Below are 22,395 nucleotides of genomic sequence, written 5' to 3'. Positions count from 1 at the left end.
TCCTCTTACTCAGCCGCCTCGAGCTTCAGCTCACGGGCAAGCGCGGAGCACTCGGCCATGACGCCGGAGGCGCGGGCAATGGGGTTCGTCAGATAGAAGTCCTTTACCGGGCTCACGAAAGGCTCACGTCCCAGGGAGCCGCCGACATTCGCAAGCGCCTGGATGGCGGCAAAGCCGTCAGCCGGCTGAACCGTCTCGACCGCGGCGAAATGGGGATAGGCCGAATAGAGCTTCGCCCGCAGGGCATTCAGCGAGTCGAACGGCAGGCGGTGACCCAGCACATCGGAGAGCGCGCGCAGGATCGCCCAGTCTTCGCGAGCCTCGCCGGGAGCAAAGGCGGCACGGTTGGCGAGCTGCACCCGGCCTTCCGTGCTCACGTAGGTGCCGGACTTTTCCGTATAGGTGGCTGCCGGCAGGATCACGTCGGCCCGGTGCGCCCCACGATCGCCGTGGGTGCCCTGATAGATGACAAAGGTCCCGGGAGCGATGTCGATCTCGTCCGCGCCGAGATTGAACAGCACGTCCACCTCGCCCTGCGCCATGGTCTGAGCGTTCAGGCCCCACTCGCCCGGCACGAGGCCGAGATCGAGAGCACCGACGCGGGAGGCGGCGGTGTGTAGAACCGCGAAGCCATTCCAGCCGTCCTTCACGGCGCCCACGTCACGGGCAAGCTGAGCCACGGTAGAGAGAACCGCCAGCCCGTCCGGACGGGAGAGAGCACCCTGCCCCACGATGATCAACGGACGCTCGGCGCCGCGGAGTTTCTCGATGAAGCTGTGGCGGCCTGCAGCGACTTCGGAGAGCGTTTCGGGACCTGCCCCGAGATACTCGTAGGGGTAGGTCAGGTCCGCATGCTCGCCGATCATGGCGATCGGCGGCGGAGCCGCGCGCCAGCGCTTGCGAATGCGCACGTTGACGAGCGAGGCCTCGATGCGTGGGTTCGAACCCACGATCAGGATCGCGTCCGCATCCTCAATGCCAGTGATGGTGGTGTTGAACAGGTATGAGCCACGGCCATAGACCGGAGTCAGCACGCTGCCGTCCTGGCGGGCGTCGATATTGGTGACCCCGAGGCTCTCCATGAGGAGCTTCAGAGCGTACATCTCCTCCACGGCGGCCAGATCGCCGACAATGGCGCCGATGCGCTTCGGGTCCGTGCCCGTCACGCGGTTAGCGATTGTGGCGAAGGCCTCCTGCCAGGAGGCGGGACGCAGGCGACCGTTCTCCCGCACGAAGGGGCGGTCGAGGCGCTGGAGGCGCAGGCCGTCCACGATCTGGCGGGTTTTGTCGGTGATCCACTCCTCGTTCACCGCCTCGTTCACGCGCGGCAGGATGCGCATGACCTCACGGCCGCGGGAATCGACGCGGATCGAGGAGCCAACCGCGTCCATCACGTCGACGGAATCGGTCTTGGTGAGCTCCCAGGGGCGATAATGGTAGGCTTCCGGCTTGTGGGTCAGAGCGCCGACCGGGCAGAGATCCGCCACATTGGCCTGCAACTCGGAGCCGAGGGCCTTCTCGAGATAGCTCGTGATCTCCATGTCCTCGCCGCGCCACAGGGCGCCGAGATCCGGCACGCCGGCCACTTCGGCCGTGAAGCGCACGCAGCGGGTGCAATGGATGCACCGGTTCATGGAGGTGCGCACGAGCGGGCCGAGATACTTGTCGGTGACCGCCCGCTTGTTCTCGTGGAAGCGGCTGCTGTCGACCCCGTAGGCCATAGCTTGGTCCTGCAGGTCGCACTGGCCGCCCTGGTCGCAGATCGGGCAGTCGAGCGGGTGGTTGATGAGGAGGAACTCCATCACCCCTTCCCGTGCCTTCTTCACCGTCGCCGACTTGGTGGAGATCTCCGGCGGCTCGCCGTTCGGGCCCGGACGGCAGTCGCGCACGCCCCAGGCGCAGGAGGCGACCGGCTTCGGCGCGCCCTTCACCTCGACGAGGCACATGCGGCAGTTGCCGGCAATCGAGAGCCGCTCGTGGTAGCAGAAGCGCGGAATTTCCGCCCCGGCCATTTCGGCGGCCTGGAGCAGTGTGTACTCCGCAGGAACGTCGACCTCGACGCCATCAACGATGATTTTCGTCATCTTCTATCTCACTCCGCCGCGATCATGACGGATTCGGAATGCGGGTTCGCCGCGTAATCGTCGATCCGCTTCTCGATCTCGTGACGGAAGTGGCGGATCAGACCCTGAACCGGCCAAGCCGCCGCGTCGCCGAGCGCGCAGATGGTGTGGCCTTCGATCTGGGTCGAAACTTCGAGGAGCATGTCGATCTCGCGCTTCTGGGCGCGGCCTTCGGCCATGCGGGTGAGCACGCGCCACATCCAGCCCGTACCTTCGCGGCACGGGGTGCACTGGCCGCAGCTTTCGTGCTTGTAGAAATATGCGAGGCGCGCGATGGCGCGGACGATGTCGGTGGACTTGTCCATGACGATCACGGCGGCGGTGCCGAGGCCGGACTTCAGATTCCGCAGCGTGTCGAAATCCATATAGGCATCGGCGATCTGCTCGGCCGGAACGATCGGAACCGACGAGCCGCCGGGGATGACGCCTAGCAGGTTGTCCCAGCCACCGCGGATGCCGCCGCAATGGCGGTCGATCAGTTCGCGGAAGGTGAGGCCCATGGCCTCCTCCACGTTGCATGGCTTGTTCACGTGGCCCGACACGCAGAAGAGCTTGGTGCCGACGTTGTTCGGCCGTCCGATGCCCGAGAACCAGGAAGCACCGCGACGCAGGATCGTGCCGGCGACTGCGATGGACTCGACGTTGTTGACCGTAGTCGGGCAGCCGTAAAGGCCCATATTGGCCGGGAACGGCGGCTTCAGGCGCGGCATGCCCTTCTTGCCCTCCATGCTCTCGATGAGCGCCGTCTCCTCGCCGCAGATGTAGGCGCCTGCGCCGTGGTGGACGTAAAGGTCGAAGGGATAGCCGTGGATATTGTCCTTGCCGATGAGCTTGGCCTCGTAGGCTTCGTCCACCGCACGCTGGAGCGCATGGCGCTCGGCCACATACTCGCCACGGATATAGATGTAGGCGGCATGCGCCCCCATGGCGAATGAGGCGAGGAGGCAGCCCTCGACGAGAAGATGCGGGTCGTTCCGCATGATCTCACGATCCTTACAGGTGCCGGGCTCCGACTCGTCGGCGTTCACGACCAGATAGTGCGGACGACCGTCCGACTGCTTGGGCATGAAGGACCATTTCAGGCCCGTAGGGAAGCCTGCGCCGCCGCGGCCGCGAAGGCCCGACGCCTTCATCTCGTTGACGATCCAGTCGCGGCCCTGCTCGAGGAGGAACTTGGTTCCGTCCCAGGCGCCGCGCATCTTCGCGGCCTGAAGGTCCGGCGAATGGAAGCCGTAGAGATTGGTGAAGATACGATCTTTGTCCTGAAGCATTCCCGATTACTCCATCAGGACGTCATGTTGTCTTTGTCGACGGTCACGCCCGGCTTGCTCTCGCTGCCGTCGCGGCGTGTCTCGGCTTGGGCAGGCGGCGTACCGGCTTCCGGCGTCGTCGGGCTGTTAGGCACAGCCTCGCCGTCCTTCGTCGGGGATGCCACGTAGGACTTGCCGCTCTGCGGAGCCGGGCGAGCGCCTGATTCCGTGTGCGAGTCGCCCTTGGTGGCTTTCGACGGATCGGCGGCTTCTTTTTGGTCAACCGGATTGATCGGCGTCTCGCCTTCCTTGGCCCGTTTGGCCGGTGTATCGGCAGCGCTGGTTTCGATAGCCCTTCCTGCCCCAGGCTTAGCGGCCCTGGCCTGCTCCGGGACACTCGCGACGGCGGCTGCGGCTTCACCAGTTTCGGCGACCTTCGCCTGCTCCTCGAAACGGTTGCGCCAAGCACCGACGAGTGAGCCGTCATAGAGTGTCGGGTCCTGCAGAGTGTTCACGGCCTCGAAAGGCTCCGACCGATTGCGGCCGATCTGGGATCCCGTCTTCACGGAACGCCCGGCGGCAAGGTCATCGAGGAGTTTCTCGAAGTTCTCGGTCGTCAGATCCTCGTAATAGTCGTCGTTGATCTGCACCATCGGGGCGTTAGAGCATGCGCCAAGGCATTCGACCTCCAACCAGGAGAAGGTGCCGTCGGCAGAGACATGGTTCTGCTCGCCGACACGGCTTTCCAGGACCTTCCTGATGTCCCCGGCACCGCGCAGGACGCAGGGCGTCGTGCCACAGAACTGGATGAAATACTTTCCGACCGGCTCGAGGTTGAACATCGTGTAGAAGGTCGCCACCTCCATCACGCGGATGACCGGCATGTCGAGCTTCGCAGCCACGGCCTCGATGGCCTTGCGCGGCAGCCAGCCGCCTGCCTGCTCCTGAGCCTTGCCCAGGAGAGCGATCACGGCCGAAGCCTGCCGGCCTGCCGGATACTTGGCGATTTCCTTGTCCGCGAAAGCGTCGGTCTCCGGGGAGAGAACGAAGTTCTCGGGCTGCATGTCTTCAGGCGCGAGCTTGCGAACGGCCATACACTCTTCTCCTCATCGTCATAGCCGGGCTCGAGGCCCGGCCATACGACTTGAACCATTTCAGCACGCTTCAAAGAGCGTGACTTCCTGCTCCGGCTTCGGGGCAGGTATTCTTTAGCGGTCGACCTCGCCGAACACGATGTCGAGGGAACCAAGGACACCCGCGACGTCGGCCAGCATGTGGCCACGGCACATGAAATCCATGCCTTGCAGATGGGCAAAGCCCGGGGCCCGAATCCTGCAGCGATAGGCCTTGTTGGTGCCGTCCGACACGAGATAGACGCCAAACTCACCCTTCGGAGCCTCCACGGCGGCATAGACCTCGCCAGCGGGGACGTGGAAGCCTTCCGTGTAGAGCTTGAAGTGGTGGATCAGCGCCTCCATCGAGCGCTTCATGTCCTTGCGCGAAGGCGGAGCGACCTTGCCGTCGAGCGTCGTCACGGGCCCCTGCCCGTCCGGCGCCCGCAGCTTGTCGAGGCACTGGCGCATGATCCGGACGCTCTGGCGCATCTCTTCCATGCGGATGACCTGACGGTCATAGTTGTCACCGTTCTTGCCGACAGGAATGTCGAATTCCATCTCCTCGTAGCACTCGTAGGGCTGCGACTTGCGCAGGTCCCAGGCAACGCCGCAGCTGCGGATGATCGGACCCGAGAAGCCCCAGCGGAAGCAGTCGTCCAGGGTGATGGTGCCGATGTCGACGTTGCGCTGCTTGAAGATGCGGTTGCCGATCACGAGGGTATCGAGATCGTCCAGCACCTGCAGGAACGGGTCGCAAAAGGCCTCGATATCGTCGATCAGCTCCGGCTGGATATCCATGTTCACGCCGCCGGGCCGGAAATAGTTGGCATGCATCCGCGAGCCTGAGACGCGCTCATAGAAGATCATGAGCTTCTCGCGCTCTTCGAAGCCCCAGAGAGGGGGCGTGAGCGCGCCGACGTCCATGGCCTGCGTGGTCACGTTGAGGAGATGCGAGAGAAGACGGCTGATTTCCGAGAAAAGGACGCGGATCAGCTGGGCACGCCGGGGCACCTGGATACCGAGGAGCTTCTCGATCGCAAGGCAGTAGCCATGCTCCTGGTTCATCGGCGCGACGTAGTCGAGCCGGTCAAAATAAGGATTGGCCTGAACGTACGTCTTGTACTCGATCAGCTTCTCGGTGCCGCGGTGAAGCAGGCCGATATGCGGATCGACGCGCTCGACCACCTCGCCGTCCAGCTCAAGCACGAGGCGCAGCACGCCGTGTGCCGCCGGGTGCTGGGGCCCGAAGTTGATGGTGAAGTTGCGGATGTTATGCTCGCCCATGGGTCGCCCTTTCCGCTCCTTTAAGCCTTGGCCTTCTCGTCGCCCGGCAGCACGTAATCCGTGCCCTCCCAGGGCGAGAGGAAGTCGAAGTTGCGGAATTCCTGGCTGAGCTTCACGGGCTCATAGACCACGCGGCCCTGCCCGTCGTCATAGCGAACCTCGACATAGCCGGTCATCGGGAAGTCCTTGCGGAGCGGATGTCCCTCGAAGCCGTAGTCCGTGAGGATGCGGCGCAGGTCCGGGTGGCCCGAGAACAGGATGCCGTAGAGATCGTAAGCTTCGCGCTCGTACCAGTTTGCCGCCGGGAAGAGGCTGACGAGCGAGGGAACCGGCGTCGCCTCATCCGTCATCACCTTCACCCGGATACGGCGGTTATGGTGCGGCGCCAGGAAGTGGTAGACCACGTCGAACCGCTCTTCGCGCGCCGGGTAATCCGCGCCGCAGAGGTCGATGAAGCAGACGAACCGGCATTGGGGATCATCCCGCAGGAAGGTCACCACCTGCACGATCTCCTCGCGACGGGCGACGATGGTCAGCTCGTCGAAGGCAATCGCACGATCCACGACGGCCGCGCCGAGGGACGAGGCGATATGGTCGCTCAGGGCTTGGAGCTCAGCACTCATACAATGACCTTTGCTCAGCGCTCGATGGTACCGGTGCGGCGGATCTTCTTCTGCAGAAGGAGCACGCCATAGAGGAGTGCCTCAGCCGTGGGCGGGCAGCCCGGCACGTAGATGTCGACCGGCACGATGCGGTCGCAGCCACGAACCACGGAGTAGGAATAGTGATAGTAGCCGCCGCCATTGGCGCAGGATCCCATGGAGATGACATAGCGCGGCTCCGGCATCTGGTCGTAGACCTTGCGGAGCGCAGGAGCCATCTTGTTGGTGAGCGTACCGGCCACGATCATCACGTCCGACTGGCGCGGTGAGGCGCGGGGCGCAAAACCGAAGCGCTCGGCGTCGTAGCGCGGCATGGACATCTGCATCATCTCGACCGCGCAGCAGGCCAGGCCGAAGGTCATCCACATGAGCGAGCCGGTGCGAGCCCACGTAATGAGATCCTCAGTCGAGGTGACAAGGAAGCCCTTGTCGGACAGTTCCTCGTTGATGGAGACGAAATAAGGATCCGTCGAGCCGACCGGCTTGCCGGTATTCGGGTCGATAATGCCGCGAGGGGCGGGAGCGACCATGGTCGACTGGTTGTCGGAGATCAATCCCATTCGAGGGCTCCCTTCTTCCACTCGTAGATGAAGCCGACCGTCAGGACTCCAAGGAAGATCATCATGGAGGAGAAGCCGAACCAGCCGAGATTCCCGAACGTAATGGCCCAGGGAAACAGGAACGCCACTTCGAGGTCGAAGATGATGAAAAGAATGGCCACAAGATAGAACCGCACGTCGAACTTCATGCGGGCATCGTCGAACGCATTGAAGCCGCACTCATAGGCAGACAGCTTCTCCTGGTCCGGACGGCTATAGGCGACGATGAACGGCGCCACGAGCAACGCCACCCCGATCAGGAGCGAGACGCCGATAAAGATGACAAGAGGCAGGTAGTCGGCGAGGAGATTCGTCATACGACACCTAGAGGGACAGGAATCCGGCCCGGGGCCGGCAATCTGCAACGCATTTAAGCCTCAGAAAGGCCTAAAACACCCCCCTGCGACATCACGCTGATTGCGCCGGAGCCTTAGCCGAGATCCCCTTCCGTGACAAGTGTTTGCACTGCCGCAAAAAGAACCATTCCAAACTAGGATATGGCCTTCTCGGCGGCTTTGGCTGCCTTTCGGTTGGCTGCTGCCTCGGCGCGGCTGGCGGCAGCCCATCAGGCTGGTGCGGAACCACGGGCAGCCATACGGCCCCACAGGGTTCGCCTTGATTCTGATTTTCGAAAGGGAAGAAAGTGGCGCGGGCGACGGGGCTCGAACCCGCGACCTCCGGCGTGACAGGCCGGCACTCTAACCGACTGAGCTACGCCCGCGCATCGGACCGCCGAAGCGGTGTGGGTGCGGTTTAAGAGCCGCCCATCCCCCTGTCAAGGGTACAACGCATTCATTTTGGATTGCTCTGCCAAAACGGGCATAGCGCAAGGCCAATTGCCCCGAAGCCGATTGCGGCTGCCTGATGGGCCGCTACTCCGAGGCCGCGACATCTCCGGAACTCCTCAAGGATGTCAGCACCCGGTCGCATTCGTAGAGTTCCTCCAGAGCGCCCTGGAGAGTGCGGAGCGCCTCGCGAGACAGTTCCCGTTTTGGCGGGAGCGGGAAGCCGTCCTCTTCGGGCAGTGAGCTCTCGGAGGCCGAACCGTCCTCATCAGGATGCGCCGCCCCGTTATCCTCGGGCTGAAGCGCCGCAAGGCTCTGCTCTCCCCGACCGATCCCCTGGACGAAGCGAACGCCCTCCTCCTTCAGGATCCGCTGGACTCCCTTGATCGTATAACCTTCACCATAGAGGAGGTGGCGGATGCCTTTGAGCAGATCGACGTCATCCGGGCGGTAATAGCGGCGCCCGCCTCCACGCTTGAGAGGCTTGATGTGGTTGAACCGGGTTTCCCAGAAGCGCAGCACATGCTGAGGTACGTCGAGATCCTCGGCGACCTCGCTGATCGTGCGGAATGCGTCGGGGCTCTTGTCCATGACGCCGCTCGCCATCCGGATCAATCCTCGCCTTCGAAGGTCTCACCGTTGATGTGCGCCTTCAAGACATTCGAAGGCTTGAAAACCATGACCCGGCGCGGGTCGATTGGAACCTCGACCCCGGTCTTAGGGTTGCGGCCGACGCGCTCACCCTTGCTGCGCACGATGAACGAGCCGAAGGAAGACAGCTTGACCGTCTCGCCGGCAGCCAAGGAGTCGCAGATCTCGGCCAGAACTCGTTCCACCAGCTCCGCTGATTCCGTCCGCGACAGGCCCACCTTCTGGTAAACCGCTTCGCTCAGATCCGCTCTTGTTATCGTCTTGCCAGCCATTGAGCTCCCCGGCGCACTTGAGTTCGTTGGTCCTGTCGTCATGTGACGACGCTATGCAGATGGCTCCCTACGGTCAACCGCCAAGGTGTGAACCATCGATACCACCAGAGTTCAATTGCCTCGATCCTACCAGCGGATCAAGGCACTTCCCCAGGTGAAGCCACCCCCGATTGCCTCAATCATGACGAGGTCGCCGTCCTTGATCCGGCCGTCCTTTCGGGCCGCGTCCAGAGCTAACGGGATCGAGGCTGCCGAGGTATTGCCGTGCTTGTTGACGGTGATGACCACCTTCTCAGGCGCGATCCCGAGCTTGTCGGCGCTGGCCGTGATGATGCGCTTGTTCGCCTGGTGCGGTACAAACCATTTAAGGTCGTCCGCAGTGGTTCCAGTTGCCTTAAAGGCGTCCTGCACCACGTCCGCCACCATGCCGACGGCAAACTTGAAGACCTCGCGGCCCTCCATCTTGAGCACGCCGGTGGTCTTCGTGGAACCTGGGCCGCCATCCACGTAGAGTTTGTCCCGGTAGCGTCCGTCGGAACGGAGGTGGGACGTCAGAACCCCACGGTCGGCGGAGGTGCCCTGCCCCTCCTGGGCCTCGAGCACGAGGGCGCCCGCGCCGTCGCCGAAGAGCACGCAGGTAGTACGGTCGTTCCAGTCGAGGATTCGCGAGAAGGTTTCCGCCCCCACCACAAGAGCACGCTTGTGCGAGCCGGATTGTAGGAACTTGTCCGCGGTGGCCACGGCATAGACGAAGCCCGTGCAGACCGCCTGCAGGTCGAAGGCGGCGCCATGGGTCATGCCGAGGCCGGTCTGGATCATGGTGGCTGTCGACGGGAAGGTATAGTCGGGCGTCGAGGTCGCACAGATAATCAGGTCGATGTCGTTGGCCGTCAGCCCGGCATCGGCCAGGGCAGCCTCCGCCGCCTTGATGCCGAGAACCGACGTGGTCTCGTCGTCCTCGGCGATATGCCGCTCTTCGATGCCGGTTCGCTGCACGATCCAGTCGTGCGAGGTATCTACCAGCTTCTCGAGATCATGGTTCGTCAGCTTGCGCCTCGGCAGATAGGAGCCGACGCCGCGTACGATGGAACGGGTGCGTTTCAAGATGCGCCTTCCTACAGCATGATCCGGACAAGGGGGAACCGGTTGTCCGAAAAGATCATGCTATTCCAAAAATTTAAGAGCATGCACATGCTCTAAACAGCCTGCCCGACCGGATCATGATCGAGCATGCTCCGGATTGTGTTCATCAATTCAAAGTGCGCCATGTCATAGGCGACATCGATGGCGCTGGCGAAGCCGAGATCGTCGGTTCCACCGTGGCTTTTCACCACAACTCCCTCAAGGCCCAAGAACACGCCGCCGTTGACTTTGCGGGGGTCCATCTTGTCCCGAAGAGCGTTAAAAGCCTGTTTCGCGAAGAGATAGCCGATCTTGGCCATCAAGGTCCGGCTCATGGCTAAGCGGAGATACTGGCCGATCTGCTTGGCGGTGCCCTCGGCCGTCTTCAGGGCGATGTTGCCCGTGAAGCCCTCGGTGACGACCACATCGACGGTTCCCTTGCCGATATCGTCACCCTCGACGAAGCCGTGATAATTGAGGTTCGGGAGGTTCGTCTCCTTGAGGATCCGACCGGCCTCCTTGACCGCTTCGATTCCCTTGATCTCCTCCGTACCGACATTGAGAAGCCCGACGGTCGGGCGCTCAAGGTCGAAGACGATCCGGGCCATGGCTGCACCCATGATGGCCATATCGACCAGGTGCCCCGCATCGGCGCCAATCGTCGCCCCCACATCGAGCACGATGCTCTCGCCACGCATTGTCGGCCACATGGCAGCGATCGCCGGGCGCTCGATATGCGCCATCGTCTTCAGGCAAACCTTGGCGGTCGCCATGAGGGCTCCGGTGTTGCCGGCGGACACCATCGCGTCCGCCTCCCCGTCCCTCACCGCCTGAACGGCGCGCCACATGGAGGACTTGCCCCGGCCCATCCGGATAGCTTGGCTGGGCTTTTCGTCCATGGAGATCGCCATCTCGGTATGGCGCAGCTCCGTGGCTGCTTTCAGCCGGGGGTGTGCATCCAACAGAGGCGCGATTAGAGTCTCGTTGCCGAACATCAGGAAGCGCAGGTCGGGGTGGCGCTCCAAGGCCAAGGCAGCGCCTGGGATCACAACGGACGGACCGTGGTCGCCCCCCATCGCATCAAGCGAAATACGCACCGACTTCGGCATGAACGGTTGTTCTTTCTTTTAAGTCATTCGACAGGGGGCGGAAAATAGCGGTTTGCGGGGGCGCCGCAACTGAATTCTGAATTCCCTGGAGAAGGTCAGCGGCAAGCGAAAACCGTGACGCAAGGACCTCGGAGCCGCCCTCTATTTGCCTTCCTTCAGCTTGTTGAGGGCCGCAAACGGCGAGTCCTTCCCGTCCGCAGGATCCCGATAGTCGAAGTCGACGCCCGGCTTACGCGGGTAAGGGTCAAGCCCAAGGGCTAGGAACTCGGCCGTGAGGGCGCCCAGGTCGATCTGGCCGTTCATGATTTCATCCGGGGGCTCATACTCGTTGATATCCGTCGGCGGCTCTGCCGGCATGCCTGAGGACTCGGCGAAGTCCACGTCCACCTTCTCCTCGACGGCAGAGTCGAAGGGCTCCAGGGTCGTGACGCAGATCTGGGTGATCGAGGCCTTGAGAATCCCTTTCACATTGATCCCCTTGGCCGAGGTCTTCAGATGATAGTCGCCGCTGAGCGACTGGATCGCCGGAATTCCGAAATCCCGCGCGAGGGCTGCGCATTCCTCGGCGGTTGCTTCCACATGCACGTCCTGCCCCCGAGGCGGGACCTTCATGACGTCGATAAGCCGCGACAACGGCCCCACGGTTTCAGGTGTCATCAGGTTCCTCCTTATGCGAAGGTTTCGGGCTTGGGAAAGGCCGGGCCGGTCTCCAGAAGCACGTCGAGGCTGACCGTCTTGCATTCCTGATCGGCCGCGAGAGCATAACGCGCAAGGGCAGCAGCCGGTGCCTCGCTGCCATAGGCATTCCGGCCAAGAGCCGATGCGAGCCCCGCTTCGTCGGAGGCGCTGAGCGGCCCGTCATAGGACTGGGCCCTCCCATAAAAAGATTCGGCAATCTTCTTCATCCGCTTGGGGACGACGGTATCGCCCACTCCCATCTCCCTCAAGGAAGCATCCATGTCCCGGAAGAAGGCGTCGGTCAGGTCCTTGGCCACCTCATCGGCCGGCGGTGGCAATTGGCGCAGAGCCCGGAGCACCAGGATCATGTGGAGCGAGAGAGCCTCGAACCGTCCCTCGAGGGTGTCCGGCATACCAAGTGACGCGTAGAGCCCTGGCTCACGGGATGCAGTCGCAACCCTCTTATAGAGCGTTGCGATGGTTGTGCGCCGGGGGTCCTTGCGGAAGAGACTGAAGATCACAGGCCCTGCCCTTCCAAAGCTTGTCAAAATCGTAGCCTCGGGTTACGCCATCACGGTCCATAGGCGCAAGCTTATCCGCGCCGCATTTCTGGAAGAACCGTACGATGCGTCGATATCATCCTCTTTTGGTGCGCCTGGCTGCTGCAACCTTTCTCGCTTCGTCCCTGGCGGCCTGCACCGGCGTGGGCGAGGAGTTCCAGCGTGGCTACGTCGTGGATGAGCGCGCTATTTCCCAGGTGAAGAAGGGCATGAGCGCCGAGCAGGTCCTTCAGACCCTCGGAACGCCCTCGACCGTTTCCACTGTCGGAAACCGGAACTGGTACTACATCAGCCAGAAGTCCCGCCGCTCCCTCCAATTCATGGGCGAGCAGGTTGTGGATCAGCAGGTGACGGCGGTCTATTTCGACAGCGGCCTCCGCGTCGAGCGCATCGCGCTTTATGGATTGCAGGATGGCCGGGTCTTCGACTTCATCAGCCGCACCACCCCTGCGGGCGGCGAGGAATCGAGCTTCCTCGGACAGATCTTCCGCGGCGTGAACAGCTTCAATCCCTTCGGCACCTAAGCCGGATCGGTTGGAACCCTCGATGGCCGGGCTCGTCCCGGCCATTTTCATGTCGAACGTCTCATGAAAAAACCCGCGGCTCTCGCCGCGGGTTTCGTGCATTCAGGGCTGCCGCTCTTACGAATGGGCCAGGATGGCCAGGAGAAGCAGGGCGATGATGTTGGTGATCTTGATCGCCGGGTTCACGGCAGGGCCTGCCGTGTCCTTGTAGGGGTCGCCGACGGTATCGCCGGTGACGGAGGCCTTGTGAGCCTCCGAGCCCTTGTGGTGGGTCGTGCCGGAGGCATCCGTGAACCCATCCTCGAAGGACTTCTTGGCGTTATCCCAGGCGCCGCCGCCCGAGGTCATCGAGATGGCGACGAAGAGGCCCGTCACGATCACGCCCAGCAGCATGGCGCCTAGGGCCGAAAACGCTTCGGATTTGCCCGCTACCCAGTAGATCACGAAGTAGGTCACGATCGGTGCCAGCACCGGCAGGAGCGAAGGCACGATCATTTCCTTGATCGCGGCGCGGGTCAGCATGTCGACGGCGCGCCCATAATCGGGACGGTCCGTACCTGCCATGATGCCCGGCTTTTCCCGGAACTGACGGCGAACCTCCTCAACGACCGCGCCGGCTGCCCGGCCAACGGCCGTCATGGCGATGCCGCCGAAGAGGAACGGGATGAGGCCACCGAACAGGAGACCGACCACCACGTAAGGGTTGGTCAGGGAGAAGTTCGGAGCCACGCCCTGGAAGTACGGGTATTGCGCGGCGTTCTGGGTGAAGTAGTTCAGGTCCGAGGTATAGGCCGCGAAGAGCACCAGAGCACCGAGGCCCGCGGAGCCGATGGCGTAGCCCTTCGTCACTGCCTTCGTGGTGTTGCCGACGGCGTCGAGGGCATCCGTGGACTTGCGGACCTCCTTCGGCAGGCCAGCCATCTCGGCGATTCCGCCTGCGTTGTCCGTCACCGGACCGAAGGCGTCGAGAGCCACGATCATGCCTGCAACGCCCAACATCGCCGTCACCGCAATGGCGATGCCGAACAGGCCGGCCAGCTTGAAGGCCACGATGATGCCCGCGATGATGACGATGGTCGGCAGCGCGGTGGATTCCAGCGAGACCGCGAGGCCCTGAATCACGTTCGTGCCGTGGCCGGTCACCGAGGACTGAGCGATGGACCGCACGGGACGGAAGCCGACGCCCGTGTAATACTCGGTGATGACCACGATCAGTGCCGTTACGGCAAGACCGATGGTGGCGCACCAGAACAGGTCCTGACCCGTGAACTCCGCCCCTGCGACAGGTCCAAAGCCGATCATCTGCCAGGTCACGAGACCTATGGCGATGGCGGACAGAACGCCGGTAACGATCAGCCCCTTGTAGAGCGCGCCCATGATGGACTCGTTCTGACCGAGCTTGACGAAGAAGGTGCCAATGATCGAGGTCACAATGCAGGCTGCGCCGATGCCGAGCGGGTACAACAGCATGGTGTCGAGATTTGCCTGACCGGCGAAGAAGATCGCCGCGAGAACCATGGTGGCGACCACGGTCACCGCATAGGTCTCGAACAGGTCGGCGGCCATGCCGGCGCAGTCGCCGACATTGTCACCCACGTTGTCGGCGATGGTGGCCGGATTGCGCGGATCGTCCTCCGGAATGCCGGCTTCGACCTTGCCCACGAGGTCGCCGCCCACGTCGGCGCCCTTGGTGAAGATGCCGCCGCCGAGACGGGCGAAGATGGAGATCAGCGAGGCGCCGAAGCCCAACGCCACAAGGCTGTCGATGACCACACGGTCGGATGGAGCCAAGCCGTCGATCCGGGTGAGATAGCCGTAGTAGAGAGCCACACCGAGGAGAGCGAGACCGGCGACCAGCATGCCCGTCACTGCACCGGACTTGAATGCCACGTCAAGGCCGCCGCCCAGAGACTGGGTTGCAGCCTGGGCCGTGCGCACATTGGCGCGAACGGACACGTTCATGCCGATGAAGCCAGCCAGTCCCGAGAGGATGGCCCCGATGGCAAAGCCGATGGCGACCCGGATACCGAGCAGATAGGCCAGGATGGCAAACAGAATCACGCCGACGATGGCGATCGTCATGTATTGCCGGCGGAGGTAAGCCTTCGCGCCCTCGGCAATCGCCCCGGCGATTTCCTGCATGCGCTGAGAACCGGCGTCCCGCTTCATCACATCGCTGATGGCCCAGAAGCCATACGCGATCGAGAGAAGCCCGCCCAAGATAATTAGGGTGAGTGCCATCATGCCATCCTTGTTATGGGAAAGCAGAAAGCCGCTCCTCAAGGCTCGTTTTCTGGCCCTGAGTGGCCCCTACCCCCAGCAAACTTTATACTTGGTGGCAAAAAACTAGGCAGTTCGCAACAATCCTGCGGAAAGAACCCACAGAAAGCCGTTTATACTTTAGCGGGTGCGCTCACCTTTATTCTCTGCTGCCACGCCAGGAGAGCTAGGGCAATGACGACCGGCGGGAAGACCAGCCAGTTCACGCTCTCCCATCCGCTGGCGCTCAGGAGCTTTCCTGACGAGAACGAGGCCAGCGCAACCGACCCGAATATCAGGAAGTCGTTGGCTGCCTGCACCTTGGCGCGCTCCTCCGGACGATAGCAGTCGGTCACGAGGGCTGTGGCTCCGATGAAACCGAAGTTCCAGCCGAGGCCGAGCAGGATAAGCGTGATCCAGAAATGGGCGATGGTGATGCCCAACAGCCCGATCACGGCGGAGACGGCAATCAGCACGAGCCCCGCCGCCGTCACCGGCCCTTTGCCGTAACGCGAGATCAGGCGGCCGGTGAAGAAGCTCGGGCCGAACATGGCCAGGATATGCCACTGAATGCCGAGTGCGGCGGCTCCGACCGAATGGCCGCAATCGATCATCGCCAAGGGAGCTGCCGTCATCATGAATGTCATGAGGCTGTACGACACCAGACCTGTGACCGCCGCTACGATGAAGCGCGGCTGCCGCACGATTTCGAGCAAAGGCCTGCCGCCTCCGGCCTTGGTGGAGGCAATGCTCACCGGCGCAGGCCGCAGGAACCACACGACGATCATCGACATAAAGGCAAGGGTTGCCTGTCCCAGGAAGGCCCCGGCAAAAGGAGCGCCCTCAACCACATCCCGGGTCCAGATAACAGTCTGTGGCCCGACCACGCCGGCGACCAGCCCGCCGGTCATGACCCAGGAGATCGCCTTCGGCTTGAAGGCCTCGGAGGCAGCATCGGTCGCTGCGAACCGGTAGCTCTGGTTGAAGGAGCCGTAGCTGCCGATGATAAGGGTTCCGAGGCAGAAGAGCACGAAGCTGTAGGAGGCGATGCCGAAGGCAGCCAGGCAGCCGCCGGCGAGACCGATTCCAGCGCCGACCACATAGCCGATGCGGCGTCCCGCCTTGCGCATCAGCATGGCGGCCGGAATGGTGCCGATGGCCAGCCCGAGATTGAGCAGGCTCACGGGAAGCGTCGCCAGTTCCTTGTTCGAGGCGAGCGCCTGACCGACCAGACCGCCGAGCGAGACCACGATCGCGGGACTCGACCCGCCCAACGCCATGGCAACGGCCAGCACGATAGCGTTGTGCTTGGCGACAGAGTCGCTGGAAGGCGCCTGGAAGGAAGTGTCAGAAATGTTGATAGGAGCCGACATCGTAGCGTCTTTCGAGACCGTTGATCCGAAAGACCGGCCGGTCATGTCCTGAGACGACTCGGCCGATGACGGACAGGAGGATCCCGACCCTATCGGCCTCTTGGCGAAAGCTGTCGAGGGTCTTTTCCGGGACAGTGCAGAGAATCTCGTAATCGTCGCCGCCGGTGAGGGCCAGATCCATCAGGTCAGGCGACGTCCGGACAGCTTTGGCTATTGCTGACGAGAGCGGCACCTTATCCGCCTCGACCAAGGCCGAGACGCCGCTGGCCCGCATCATCTTGGCAAGGTCGCCTGCAAGTCCGTCCGAGACGTCCATGGCGGCGCTGGCGTGATCGCGCAGGGCGGCAGCAAGCTGATATCGGGGCTGGGGGTGGAGGTAGCGGTCGGCGAGATGGGCCTTCTCGTCCGGCGAGAGGCCATCGCTCCAGGGCGGAGCGGAGCGGAGCTTGAGCCCCAAGGCTCCATCACCAATGGTGCCGGTGACGCAGATGAGATCGCCTACCTGCGCCGTGGTCCGCAGGACCATGCGGCCGGTCGGCACCTGGCCAACGGCGGTGACCGACAAAGTCAGCGGTCCCCTGGCCTTCACTGTATCGCCGCCGAGAAGCGGGCATGCGAAATCGCGGGAGGCTTCTCCGAGGCCGGCCGCGAAATCGGCGAGCCAATCCTCGGTCCAGCCGTCAGGCAGGGCGAGGCTCAGGAGGAAGCCGGCCGGATCGGCGCCTTTTGCGGCGAGATCGGAGACGTTCATGCCCAGCGCCTTGCGGGCGATGGAGCCGGGAGCATCATCGGGCAGGAAATGGACGCGCTCGACCAGGGCGTCCGTCGTGAGGACGAGGTCGTGACCGGGCTTCGGCGTCAGGTGGGCAGCATCGTCCTTGAGGCCTAAGGCTCCTTCGCCGGCAATGGGTGCGAAGAAGCGCGCGATGAGGCTGTCTTCAGAAGGTCGTTGCACACTCATAGATAGACGCGGCTCCTTCCCTCCCCCTTGTGGGGAGGGCTAGGGTGGGGGTGCTGGCGCTGAACTGGACCAGCGCTGCGCCCACACCCCCACCTCCAACTCCTCCCCACAAGGGGGAGGAGGGCTTTCATCACGTATACTAGAGTAAGTCAGAGCTTTTACCGCCCGCCCTGGCCGGCGGCCTTCTTCTCCAGCTCGCCGGGGCGGACTTCGCGGGCGACCTTGTCGAGGACGGCATTGACGAGGCCGGGCTCATCGTCACCGTAGAAGCCGTGGGTCACGTCCACGTATTCGGTGATGACGACGCGGGCCGGTACATCCTTGCGGAACATCAGCTCGTAGCCGCCCCCGCGCAGGATGGCACGCAGCACCGCCTCGATGCGCTTGAGGGGCCAGTCGGTGGCAAGAGCGTTGTCGATCCTGACGTCGATGTCGCGCTGGTTCTTGACCACGCCCGACAGGATATCGCGGAAGAAAGTGGTGTCCGACGGCTTGAACTCGATGCCCTCGACCTCACGGCCGATCCAGAAGGCCTCGAACTCGGCGAGGGCGTCGACCACGGTCTTGCCCGAGATGTCCATCTGGTAGAGTGCCTGGACGGCAGCGAGGCGAGCGGCCGAGCGCTCTGCTGGCTTCGTCATGATGAGGCCTCCAGTTTCTGTTTGATGCGCAGGACGGCGAGCGCCGCTTCGACTGCGCCCCCACCCTTATTCAATTCATTCACGCTCGCGCGGGTCCAGGCCTGCTGATCATTCTCGACGGTCAGGATGCCGTTGGCGAGCGGGATGCGGCGCTCCACCGACAGGTCCATGAGAGCGCGGGCGCTCTCGCCGGCAACGATGTCGTAGTGGCCGGTCTCACCGCGGATCACGCAGCCGAGCGCCACGACGGCATCGTAAGGCCTGCCGGCCTTCTCGGCGGCGTCGAGCGCGATGGCGATGGTGGCAGGGATTTCGAGCGCGCCGTCCAGCGTCAGCACGTCCATACTGGCCTGCGCCGCCTCGACGGCCCCTTGCGCCCCGCGCAGAAGCTCATCGGCGATGTCGTCATAGAAACGGGCTTCGACCACTAGGATCCGGGCACCGGGAACCGGCGAACGAGGACTTTTCGGCTTGTCGGAATGGGCGACCATGAGAAATCCGTTCAGAACTCTGACAGCCCCTCTGCCTCATCCTGAGGAGCCTGCAGAGCAGGCGTCTCGAAGGAGGTTCCAGAGAGAACTGGAAACGCCCTGATCCTTCGAGACGGCCTGGCGGCCTCCTCAGGATGAGGGCTGCGTATGGAATACGGGAAACGTTAGGCGTTCCCCTACCCCGCCCGGCGTGCATCCGCAAGCCGCGCCGCGTAACGGGCCATGAGGTCGACCTCCAGGTTGAGCTTGTCGCCCACCTGCCGGTCGCCCCAAGTGGTCACAGTGAGCGTATGCGGAATGATGAGCACGGAGAACATGTCGTCGTTGACCGCGTTTACGGTGAGCGACGTACCGTCGAGGCAGACGGAGCCCTTCTCGGCGATGAACGGAGCGAGCGCCGGCGGCACTTTGAGGGTGAAGCGGGCCGTCGGGCCCCAAGGGTCGTCACCGGCGGTGATCGCCTCCTTAGCCACGATGGTGGCGACACCATCCACGTGTCCGGTGACGATATGGCCGCCGAGTTCGTCACCGATCTTCAGGGAGCGCTCCAGGTTGACTCTCGTGCCCGCCTGCCACTCGCCGACGGTGGTGCGCTCCAGGGTCTCGGCGGCGGCATCCACGTCGAACCAGCAGCCGCCCTCCCGAGGCCCAAAGCCCACGACTGTCAGGCAAGGTCCGCCGCAGGCGATGGAAGCGCCGAGCACGATGGTGGCGGGATCGTAAGCGGAATGGATGCGCAGGCGCTTGAGGGTGCCTTGAGACCCTTCCACCGCTGCGACTTCACCGACATCGGTGACGATACCCGTAAACATCAGGGTCTCTCCCAAGACATGAAAAGATCGGGGCCGATCTGCTCCTCGGCCCACAAGCTAAGATGATCCATGCGGTCCTGCAGCGATGCTCCGAGCGCCGGAATGTCACCCTGGCCACGCGCGGAACGGCCCGTGATCAGGACCAGATCGTCGATGAGGTCGGCTTTCGCCAGTGCATCCGCCAGTTCCGGGCCACCCTCGCAGAACACCCGCGTGACGCCGCGTGCGCCGAGAAGCTGCAGGGCTTCTGGCAGCGTAACGCGGCCGGTTTCATCGGCAGAGACCCGCAGAACCTCGACACCCTGCGCCGTGAGCGCCTTCTCAGTTTCGACGGGCGCCTCCACCGTCGTCACGACCCAGGTCGGGACTTCGCGCGCGCCGGCCGCGATCCTCGATGTCACCGGAATTCTCAGTTGAGAATCGACGATGATGCGGACCGGCGAGCGATTTTCCAGACCCGGCAGGCGCACGTTCAGGAGCGGATCGTCCGCCAGCACCGTCCCGACGCCGACCATGATCGCATCCACATGGGCGCGCATCAGGTGGACCTTCGCCTGGGCCACCTCCCCCGTGAGGATCAGGCGCGCGCCATTCCGCGATCCAGCAAAGCCTTCCGTGCTCCGGGCGAGCTTCACGGTCACGGCGGGGCGCCCCTTGGTGACACGGGTGATGTGGCCGCGATGGAGCCTTGCGCCTTCCTCCGCCAGGCAGCCGACAGTCATGGGAATGCCTGTAAGGTTGAAGCGCTCCGGTCCCTGACCGGCAGCATGTGGGCTCGGGTCAGGCACGCTGACGACCAGCCGGCCGATACCGGCCGCCACGATAAGATCGGTGCAGGAGGGGCCGTGATCCCGGCTGCTGCGGGTGGCGCAGGGCTCAAGGGTGACGTAGAGCGTCGCACCCCGTGCGCGCATTCCGGCCGCTTCCAGAGCCATGCGCTCCGCATGGGGCCTGCCGCCCGGTTGCGTCACACCTTGCGCAACGATAACCGGCACCTCGCCGCTCTCGTCGACCAGCACAGCCCCGACGGACGGGTTGGGCCAAGTCAGGCCGCGATGGCGCTCGCCCAGCGCGATCGCGAGGCGCATAAAGCGTTCGTCCTGGGGGGATCGTTCAGGAGGCTGCCCCTGCGCGCCGCCGGCATTCATGGTTCGCTCGGAGCGCGCTTTTTCTTCGGCGGCGGAGGCAGGTCGTCCTCGGTCTCGCCCTCGGCCAGTTTGCCAAGAATCTCCTCGAAGTCCCTGGCCTCGCGAAAATTTTTGTAGACGGAAGCGAAGCGCACATAGGCCACGTCGTCGAGGCCCTTGAGACCTTCCATAACGAGCTCGCCCACGGTCTCGCTCGGCACCTCGCCGTCGCTCATACTCTCGAGCTGGCGAACGATGCCGTTGATCATGCGCTCGACGCGCTCGGGATCGACCGACCGCTTGCGCAGGGCCACGTCCACCGATTGCTGGAGCTTGTCCCTGTCGAAGGGCACGCGCCGGCCGGAGCGCTTCAAAACCGTCAGCTCGCGCAACTGCACGCGCTCAAAGGTCGTGAAGCGGCCGCCGCAATCAGGACAGATGCGGCGGCGGCGGATGGACGATGAATCGTCCGTGGGGCGGGAATCCTTCACCTGGGTGTCCAGGCCCCCGCAATAAGGGCAACGCATGGATCAGCTTAAACCTCAGGCGTAGATCGGGAAGCGGCGGGTCAGCTCATGAACGCGAGCCTTCACCGATTCCTCGACCGAGGAATTGGCCTCGTCGCCGTTCTTCGCCAAGCCGTCCAGGGTCTCGACGATCAGCTCGCCCACCTTCTTGAATTCGGCCACGCCGAAGCCTCGGGAGGTGGCGGCGGGGGTGCCGAGGCGCACGCCGGAGGTCACCATCGGCTTCTCGGGATCGAACGGCACGCCGTTCTTGTTGCAGGTGATATGGGCGCGGCCCAATGCTGCTTCCGCCGCCTTGCCGGTGAGCTTCTTCGGACGAAGATCGACCAGCATCAGGTGGTTGTCCGTGCCGCCGGCCACAATGGCATAGCCGTTGGCGAGCATGGTGTCGGCCAGCACCTTGGCGTTCTCGACGACCGAGCGGGCATAGAGCTTGAACTCGGGGCGCAGGGCCTCAGCAAAAGCGACAGCTTTTGCCGCGATCACATGCATGAGCGGGCCGCCCTGGAGGCCGGGGAAGATGGCCGAGTTGATCTTCTTGGCGAGGTCTTCCTCATTGGTGAGGATCATGCCGCCGCGCGGGCCGCGCAGGGTCTTGTGGGTGGTCGTGGTGACCACATGGGCGTGCGGGAACGGTGACGGATGAGCGCCGCCGGCGACGAGCCCCGCGAAATGCGCGATGTCCACCATGAAGAAGGCACCGACCTCGTCGGCAATCTCGCGGAAGCGGGCGAAGTCCCACAGCCGAGAATAGGCTGAGCCGCCGGCGACGATCACCTTCGGCTTGTGCTCGCGGGCCAGCTGCGCGACCTCGTCCATGTCGATGATCTGGTCGCTCTCGCGCACCTTGTAGCTCACCACGTTGAACCACTTGCCGGACATATTGACCGGAGAGCCGTGGGTCAGGTGGCCGCCGCAGGCGAGATCCAGGCCCATGAAGGTGTCGCCCGGCTTCATGAGCGCCATGAACACGGCCTGGTTGGCCTGGGAGCCGGAATTGGGCTGGACGTTGGCGAACTTGCAGTCGAACAGGCGCTTGGCGCGTTCGATGGCGAGCTCCTCGGCGATATCCACGAACTGGCAGCCGCCATAGTAGCGGCGGCCCGGATAGCCCTCCGCGTACTTGTTGGTCATCACCGAGCCCTGCGCTTCCAGAACGGCGCGTGAGACGATGTTCTCGGAGGCGATCAGCTCGATCTCATCGCGCTGGCGGCCGAGTTCCAGCCCGATGGCGCGGGCGATCTCGGGATCGCTGTCGGCGAGGCTTGCGGAAAAGAAGCTGTTGGAGAGATGGCTGTGTGCCGCTTCACTGGCGCTCATGGGTACCCTCGCCTTCCTGTGAGCCCGCCGGAGGCGGGCCGCTCGATCCTAGTTGCCTTGGCCTTTATCATGGCGGGCTTCGCCGCGCCAACCCGCTCTCAGGACATGCCTACCCGGCTCCCGAAACGCAACAGCCCGCCGGAGGGCGGG

At 63.6% G+C, this 22,395-nt stretch carries 23 protein-coding genes and 1 tRNA gene; 1 reads left to right on the top strand and 23 read right to left on the bottom strand.

Translation table 11 applies throughout. The features are described 5' to 3' along the window. Nucleotides 1-5: 5 nt before the first annotated feature. The 14 genes from nuoG to VB618_RS09510 all read right to left on the bottom strand — a co-directional run bounded on the left by nuoG (nt 6) and on the right by VB618_RS09510 (nt 12,171). Nucleotides 6-2,084, bottom strand: coding sequence for an NADH-quinone oxidoreductase subunit NuoG (gene nuoG / locus VB618_RS09575; RefSeq protein WP_329796390.1), 2,079 nt, complete (start codon nt 2,082-2,084; stop codon nt 6-8). A gap of 8 nt (nt 2,085-2,092) precedes the next feature. Further along, nucleotides 2,093-3,394, bottom strand: coding sequence for an NADH-quinone oxidoreductase subunit NuoF (gene nuoF / locus VB618_RS09570; RefSeq protein WP_329796389.1), 1,302 nt, complete (start codon nt 3,392-3,394; stop codon nt 2,093-2,095). 14 nt (nt 3,395-3,408) lie between these two features. After that, nucleotides 3,409-4,467, bottom strand: a complete 1,059-nt coding sequence (nuoE, locus tag VB618_RS09565) for an NADH-quinone oxidoreductase subunit NuoE (RefSeq protein WP_329796388.1) — start codon at nt 4,465-4,467, stop codon at nt 3,409-3,411. A gap of 114 nt (nt 4,468-4,581) precedes the next feature. Then, nucleotides 4,582-5,772 (bottom strand): NADH-quinone oxidoreductase subunit D, encoded by a 1,191-nt coding sequence (locus VB618_RS09560; RefSeq protein ID WP_329796387.1) that lies wholly within the window; start codon nt 5,770-5,772, stop codon nt 4,582-4,584. 20 nt (nt 5,773-5,792) lie between these two features. After that, complete coding sequence (locus tag VB618_RS09555; protein ID WP_329796386.1) at nt 5,793-6,395, bottom strand: NADH-quinone oxidoreductase subunit C; 603 nt, start codon at nt 6,393-6,395, stop codon at nt 5,793-5,795. 14 nt (nt 6,396-6,409) lie between these two features. Continuing rightward, complete coding sequence (locus VB618_RS09550) at nt 6,410-6,994, bottom strand: NuoB/complex I 20 kDa subunit family protein (RefSeq protein ID WP_201860192.1); 585 nt, start codon at nt 6,992-6,994, stop codon at nt 6,410-6,412. Next, on the bottom strand, nt 6,985-7,350 hold the full coding sequence (locus VB618_RS09545; RefSeq protein ID WP_201860193.1) for an NADH-quinone oxidoreductase subunit A: 366 nt from the start codon (nt 7,348-7,350) through the stop codon (nt 6,985-6,987). Before VB618_RS09545 ends, VB618_RS09550 begins: the two co-directional genes overlap by 10 nt. A gap of 327 nt (nt 7,351-7,677) precedes the next feature. Next, nucleotides 7,678-7,754 (bottom strand) — tRNA-Asp (locus tag VB618_RS09540). A gap of 151 nt (nt 7,755-7,905) precedes the next feature. Continuing rightward, nucleotides 7,906-8,409 carry a MerR family transcriptional regulator gene (locus VB618_RS09535; protein WP_442931741.1) on the bottom strand — a complete coding sequence of 168 codons (504 nt, stop codon included), beginning with the start codon at nt 8,407-8,409 and terminating at the stop codon, nt 7,906-7,908. A gap of 20 nt (nt 8,410-8,429) precedes the next feature. After that, on the bottom strand, nt 8,430-8,741 hold the full coding sequence (locus VB618_RS09530) for an integration host factor subunit alpha (RefSeq protein ID WP_009491113.1): 312 nt from the start codon (nt 8,739-8,741) through the stop codon (nt 8,430-8,432). Nucleotides 8,742-8,867: 126 nt separating this feature from the next. Continuing rightward, nucleotides 8,868-9,845 carry a beta-ketoacyl-ACP synthase III gene (locus tag VB618_RS09525; protein ID WP_329796384.1) on the bottom strand — a complete coding sequence of 326 codons (978 nt, stop codon included), beginning with the start codon at nt 9,843-9,845 and terminating at the stop codon, nt 8,868-8,870. Between the two features lie 92 nt (nt 9,846-9,937). Next, the gene (plsX, locus tag VB618_RS09520) at nt 9,938-10,972 is read right to left on the bottom strand and encodes a phosphate acyltransferase PlsX (RefSeq protein WP_329796383.1); all 1,035 of its coding nucleotides are present in this window, start codon (nt 10,970-10,972) and stop codon (nt 9,938-9,940) included. Nucleotides 10,973-11,113: 141 nt separating this feature from the next. Then, the gene (locus tag VB618_RS09515; protein ID WP_329796382.1) at nt 11,114-11,629 is read right to left on the bottom strand and encodes a YceD family protein; all 516 of its coding nucleotides are present in this window, start codon (nt 11,627-11,629) and stop codon (nt 11,114-11,116) included. Nucleotides 11,630-11,640: 11 nt separating this feature from the next. Next, nucleotides 11,641-12,171 carry a ubiquinol-cytochrome C chaperone family protein gene (locus VB618_RS09510; protein WP_329796381.1) on the bottom strand — a complete coding sequence of 177 codons (531 nt, stop codon included), beginning with the start codon at nt 12,169-12,171 and terminating at the stop codon, nt 11,641-11,643. A gap of 104 nt (nt 12,172-12,275) precedes the next feature. Here VB618_RS09510 and VB618_RS09505 point away from each other — a divergent pair, with 104 nt between their 5' ends. Beyond that, complete coding sequence (locus tag VB618_RS09505) at nt 12,276-12,734, top strand: outer membrane protein assembly factor BamE (protein WP_329796380.1); 459 nt, start codon at nt 12,276-12,278, stop codon at nt 12,732-12,734. Nucleotides 12,735-12,851: 117 nt separating this feature from the next. On the opposite strand, the gene VB618_RS09500 is transcribed toward VB618_RS09505, so the two are convergent. The 9 genes from VB618_RS09500 to glyA all read right to left on the bottom strand — a co-directional run bounded on the left by VB618_RS09500 (nt 12,852) and on the right by glyA (nt 22,245). Beyond that, on the bottom strand, nt 12,852-14,978 hold the full coding sequence (locus VB618_RS09500) for a sodium-translocating pyrophosphatase (RefSeq protein WP_329796379.1): 2,127 nt from the start codon (nt 14,976-14,978) through the stop codon (nt 12,852-12,854). Nucleotides 14,979-15,127: 149 nt separating this feature from the next. Beyond that, nucleotides 15,128-16,366: an MFS transporter gene (locus VB618_RS09495; RefSeq protein WP_329796378.1), complete on the bottom strand. Its 1,239-nt coding sequence runs from the start codon at nt 16,364-16,366 to the stop codon at nt 15,128-15,130. Then, nucleotides 16,341-17,327, bottom strand: coding sequence for a thiamine-phosphate kinase (gene thiL / locus VB618_RS09490; protein ID WP_329796377.1), 987 nt, complete (start codon nt 17,325-17,327; stop codon nt 16,341-16,343). Before thiL ends, VB618_RS09495 begins: the two co-directional genes overlap by 26 nt. A 158-nt stretch (nt 17,328-17,485) precedes the next feature. Further along, nucleotides 17,486-17,968 carry a transcription antitermination factor NusB gene (gene nusB, locus VB618_RS09485; protein ID WP_329796376.1) on the bottom strand — a complete coding sequence of 161 codons (483 nt, stop codon included), beginning with the start codon at nt 17,966-17,968 and terminating at the stop codon, nt 17,486-17,488. Next, nucleotides 17,965-18,459 (bottom strand): 6,7-dimethyl-8-ribityllumazine synthase, encoded by a 495-nt coding sequence (gene ribH, locus VB618_RS09480; protein ID WP_329796375.1) that lies wholly within the window; start codon nt 18,457-18,459, stop codon nt 17,965-17,967. The genes nusB and ribH overlap by 4 nt, the downstream gene beginning before the upstream one ends. A gap of 176 nt (nt 18,460-18,635) precedes the next feature. Next, the gene (locus VB618_RS09475; protein ID WP_329796374.1) at nt 18,636-19,271 is read right to left on the bottom strand and encodes a riboflavin synthase; all 636 of its coding nucleotides are present in this window, start codon (nt 19,269-19,271) and stop codon (nt 18,636-18,638) included. Next, a complete protein-coding gene (gene ribD, locus VB618_RS09470; RefSeq protein WP_329796373.1) occupies nt 19,271-20,419 on the bottom strand; it encodes a bifunctional diaminohydroxyphosphoribosylaminopyrimidine deaminase/5-amino-6-(5-phosphoribosylamino)uracil reductase RibD in 1,149 nt (382 codons plus the stop codon). Before ribD ends, VB618_RS09475 begins: the two co-directional genes overlap by 1 nt. Next, nucleotides 20,416-20,925: a transcriptional regulator NrdR gene (gene nrdR / locus VB618_RS09465; protein WP_329796372.1), complete on the bottom strand. Its 510-nt coding sequence runs from the start codon at nt 20,923-20,925 to the stop codon at nt 20,416-20,418. Before nrdR ends, ribD begins: the two co-directional genes overlap by 4 nt. 15 nt (nt 20,926-20,940) lie before the next feature. Next, entirely contained in the window at nt 20,941-22,245 is a 1,305-nt protein-coding gene (glyA, locus tag VB618_RS09460; RefSeq protein WP_329796371.1) for a serine hydroxymethyltransferase, read from the bottom strand. Nucleotides 22,246-22,395 lie beyond the last annotated feature (150 nt).

Origin of the sequence: Microvirga sp. CF3062 (assembly GCF_036314045.1) — a bacterium.
Lineage (GTDB): Bacteria > Pseudomonadota > Alphaproteobacteria > Rhizobiales > Beijerinckiaceae > Microvirga.
The sequence above is the reverse complement of the archived record's forward strand: the minus strand, read 5'-3'. Positions and strand labels throughout refer to the sequence as shown.

What these genes read in the sequence shown, in the direction of transcription:
- nuoG (WP_329796390.1), bottom strand. Translation starts at nt 2,084, where the DNA reads ATGACGAAAATCATCGTTGATGGCGTCGAGGTCGACGTTCCTGCGGAG.
- nuoF (WP_329796389.1), bottom strand. Translation starts at nt 3,394, where the DNA reads ATGCTTCAGGACAAAGATCGTATCTTCACCAATCTCTACGGCTTCCAT.
- nuoE (WP_329796388.1), bottom strand. Translation starts at nt 4,467, where the DNA reads ATGGCCGTTCGCAAGCTCGCGCCTGAAGACATGCAGCCCGAGAACTTC.
- VB618_RS09560 (WP_329796387.1), bottom strand. Translation starts at nt 5,772, where the DNA reads ATGGGCGAGCATAACATCCGCAACTTCACCATCAACTTCGGGCCCCAG.
- VB618_RS09555 (WP_329796386.1), bottom strand. Translation starts at nt 6,395, where the DNA reads ATGAGTGCTGAGCTCCAAGCCCTGAGCGACCATATCGCCTCGTCCCTC.
- VB618_RS09550 (WP_201860192.1), bottom strand. Translation starts at nt 6,994, where the DNA reads ATGGGATTGATCTCCGACAACCAGTCGACCATGGTCGCTCCCGCCCCT.
- VB618_RS09545 (WP_201860193.1), bottom strand. Translation starts at nt 7,350, where the DNA reads ATGACGAATCTCCTCGCCGACTACCTGCCTCTTGTCATCTTTATCGGC.
- VB618_RS09535 (WP_442931741.1), bottom strand. Translation starts at nt 8,409, where the DNA reads ATGGACAAGAGCCCCGACGCATTCCGCACGATCAGCGAGGTCGCCGAG.
- VB618_RS09530 (WP_009491113.1), bottom strand. Translation starts at nt 8,741, where the DNA reads ATGGCTGGCAAGACGATAACAAGAGCGGATCTGAGCGAAGCGGTTTAC.
- plsX (WP_329796383.1), bottom strand. Translation starts at nt 10,972, where the DNA reads ATGCCGAAGTCGGTGCGTATTTCGCTTGATGCGATGGGGGGCGACCAC.
- VB618_RS09515 (WP_329796382.1), bottom strand. Translation starts at nt 11,629, where the DNA reads ATGACACCTGAAACCGTGGGGCCGTTGTCGCGGCTTATCGACGTCATG.
- VB618_RS09505 (WP_329796380.1), top strand. Translation starts at nt 12,276, where the DNA reads ATGCGTCGATATCATCCTCTTTTGGTGCGCCTGGCTGCTGCAACCTTT.
- VB618_RS09500 (WP_329796379.1), bottom strand. Translation starts at nt 14,978, where the DNA reads ATGATGGCACTCACCCTAATTATCTTGGGCGGGCTTCTCTCGATCGCG.
- VB618_RS09495 (WP_329796378.1), bottom strand. Translation starts at nt 16,366, where the DNA reads ATGTCGGCTCCTATCAACATTTCTGACACTTCCTTCCAGGCGCCTTCC.
- thiL (WP_329796377.1), bottom strand. Translation starts at nt 17,327, where the DNA reads ATGAGTGTGCAACGACCTTCTGAAGACAGCCTCATCGCGCGCTTCTTC.
- nusB (WP_329796376.1), bottom strand. Translation starts at nt 17,968, where the DNA reads ATGACGAAGCCAGCAGAGCGCTCGGCCGCTCGCCTCGCTGCCGTCCAG.
- ribH (WP_329796375.1), bottom strand. Translation starts at nt 18,459, where the DNA reads ATGGTCGCCCATTCCGACAAGCCGAAAAGTCCTCGTTCGCCGGTTCCC.
- VB618_RS09475 (WP_329796374.1), bottom strand. Translation starts at nt 19,271, where the DNA reads ATGTTTACGGGTATCGTCACCGATGTCGGTGAAGTCGCAGCGGTGGAA.
- ribD (WP_329796373.1), bottom strand. Translation starts at nt 20,419, where the DNA reads ATGAATGCCGGCGGCGCGCAGGGGCAGCCTCCTGAACGATCCCCCCAG.
- nrdR (WP_329796372.1), bottom strand. Translation starts at nt 20,925, where the DNA reads ATGCGTTGCCCTTATTGCGGGGGCCTGGACACCCAGGTGAAGGATTCC.
- glyA (WP_329796371.1), bottom strand. Translation starts at nt 22,245, where the DNA reads ATGAGCGCCAGTGAAGCGGCACACAGCCATCTCTCCAACAGCTTCTTT.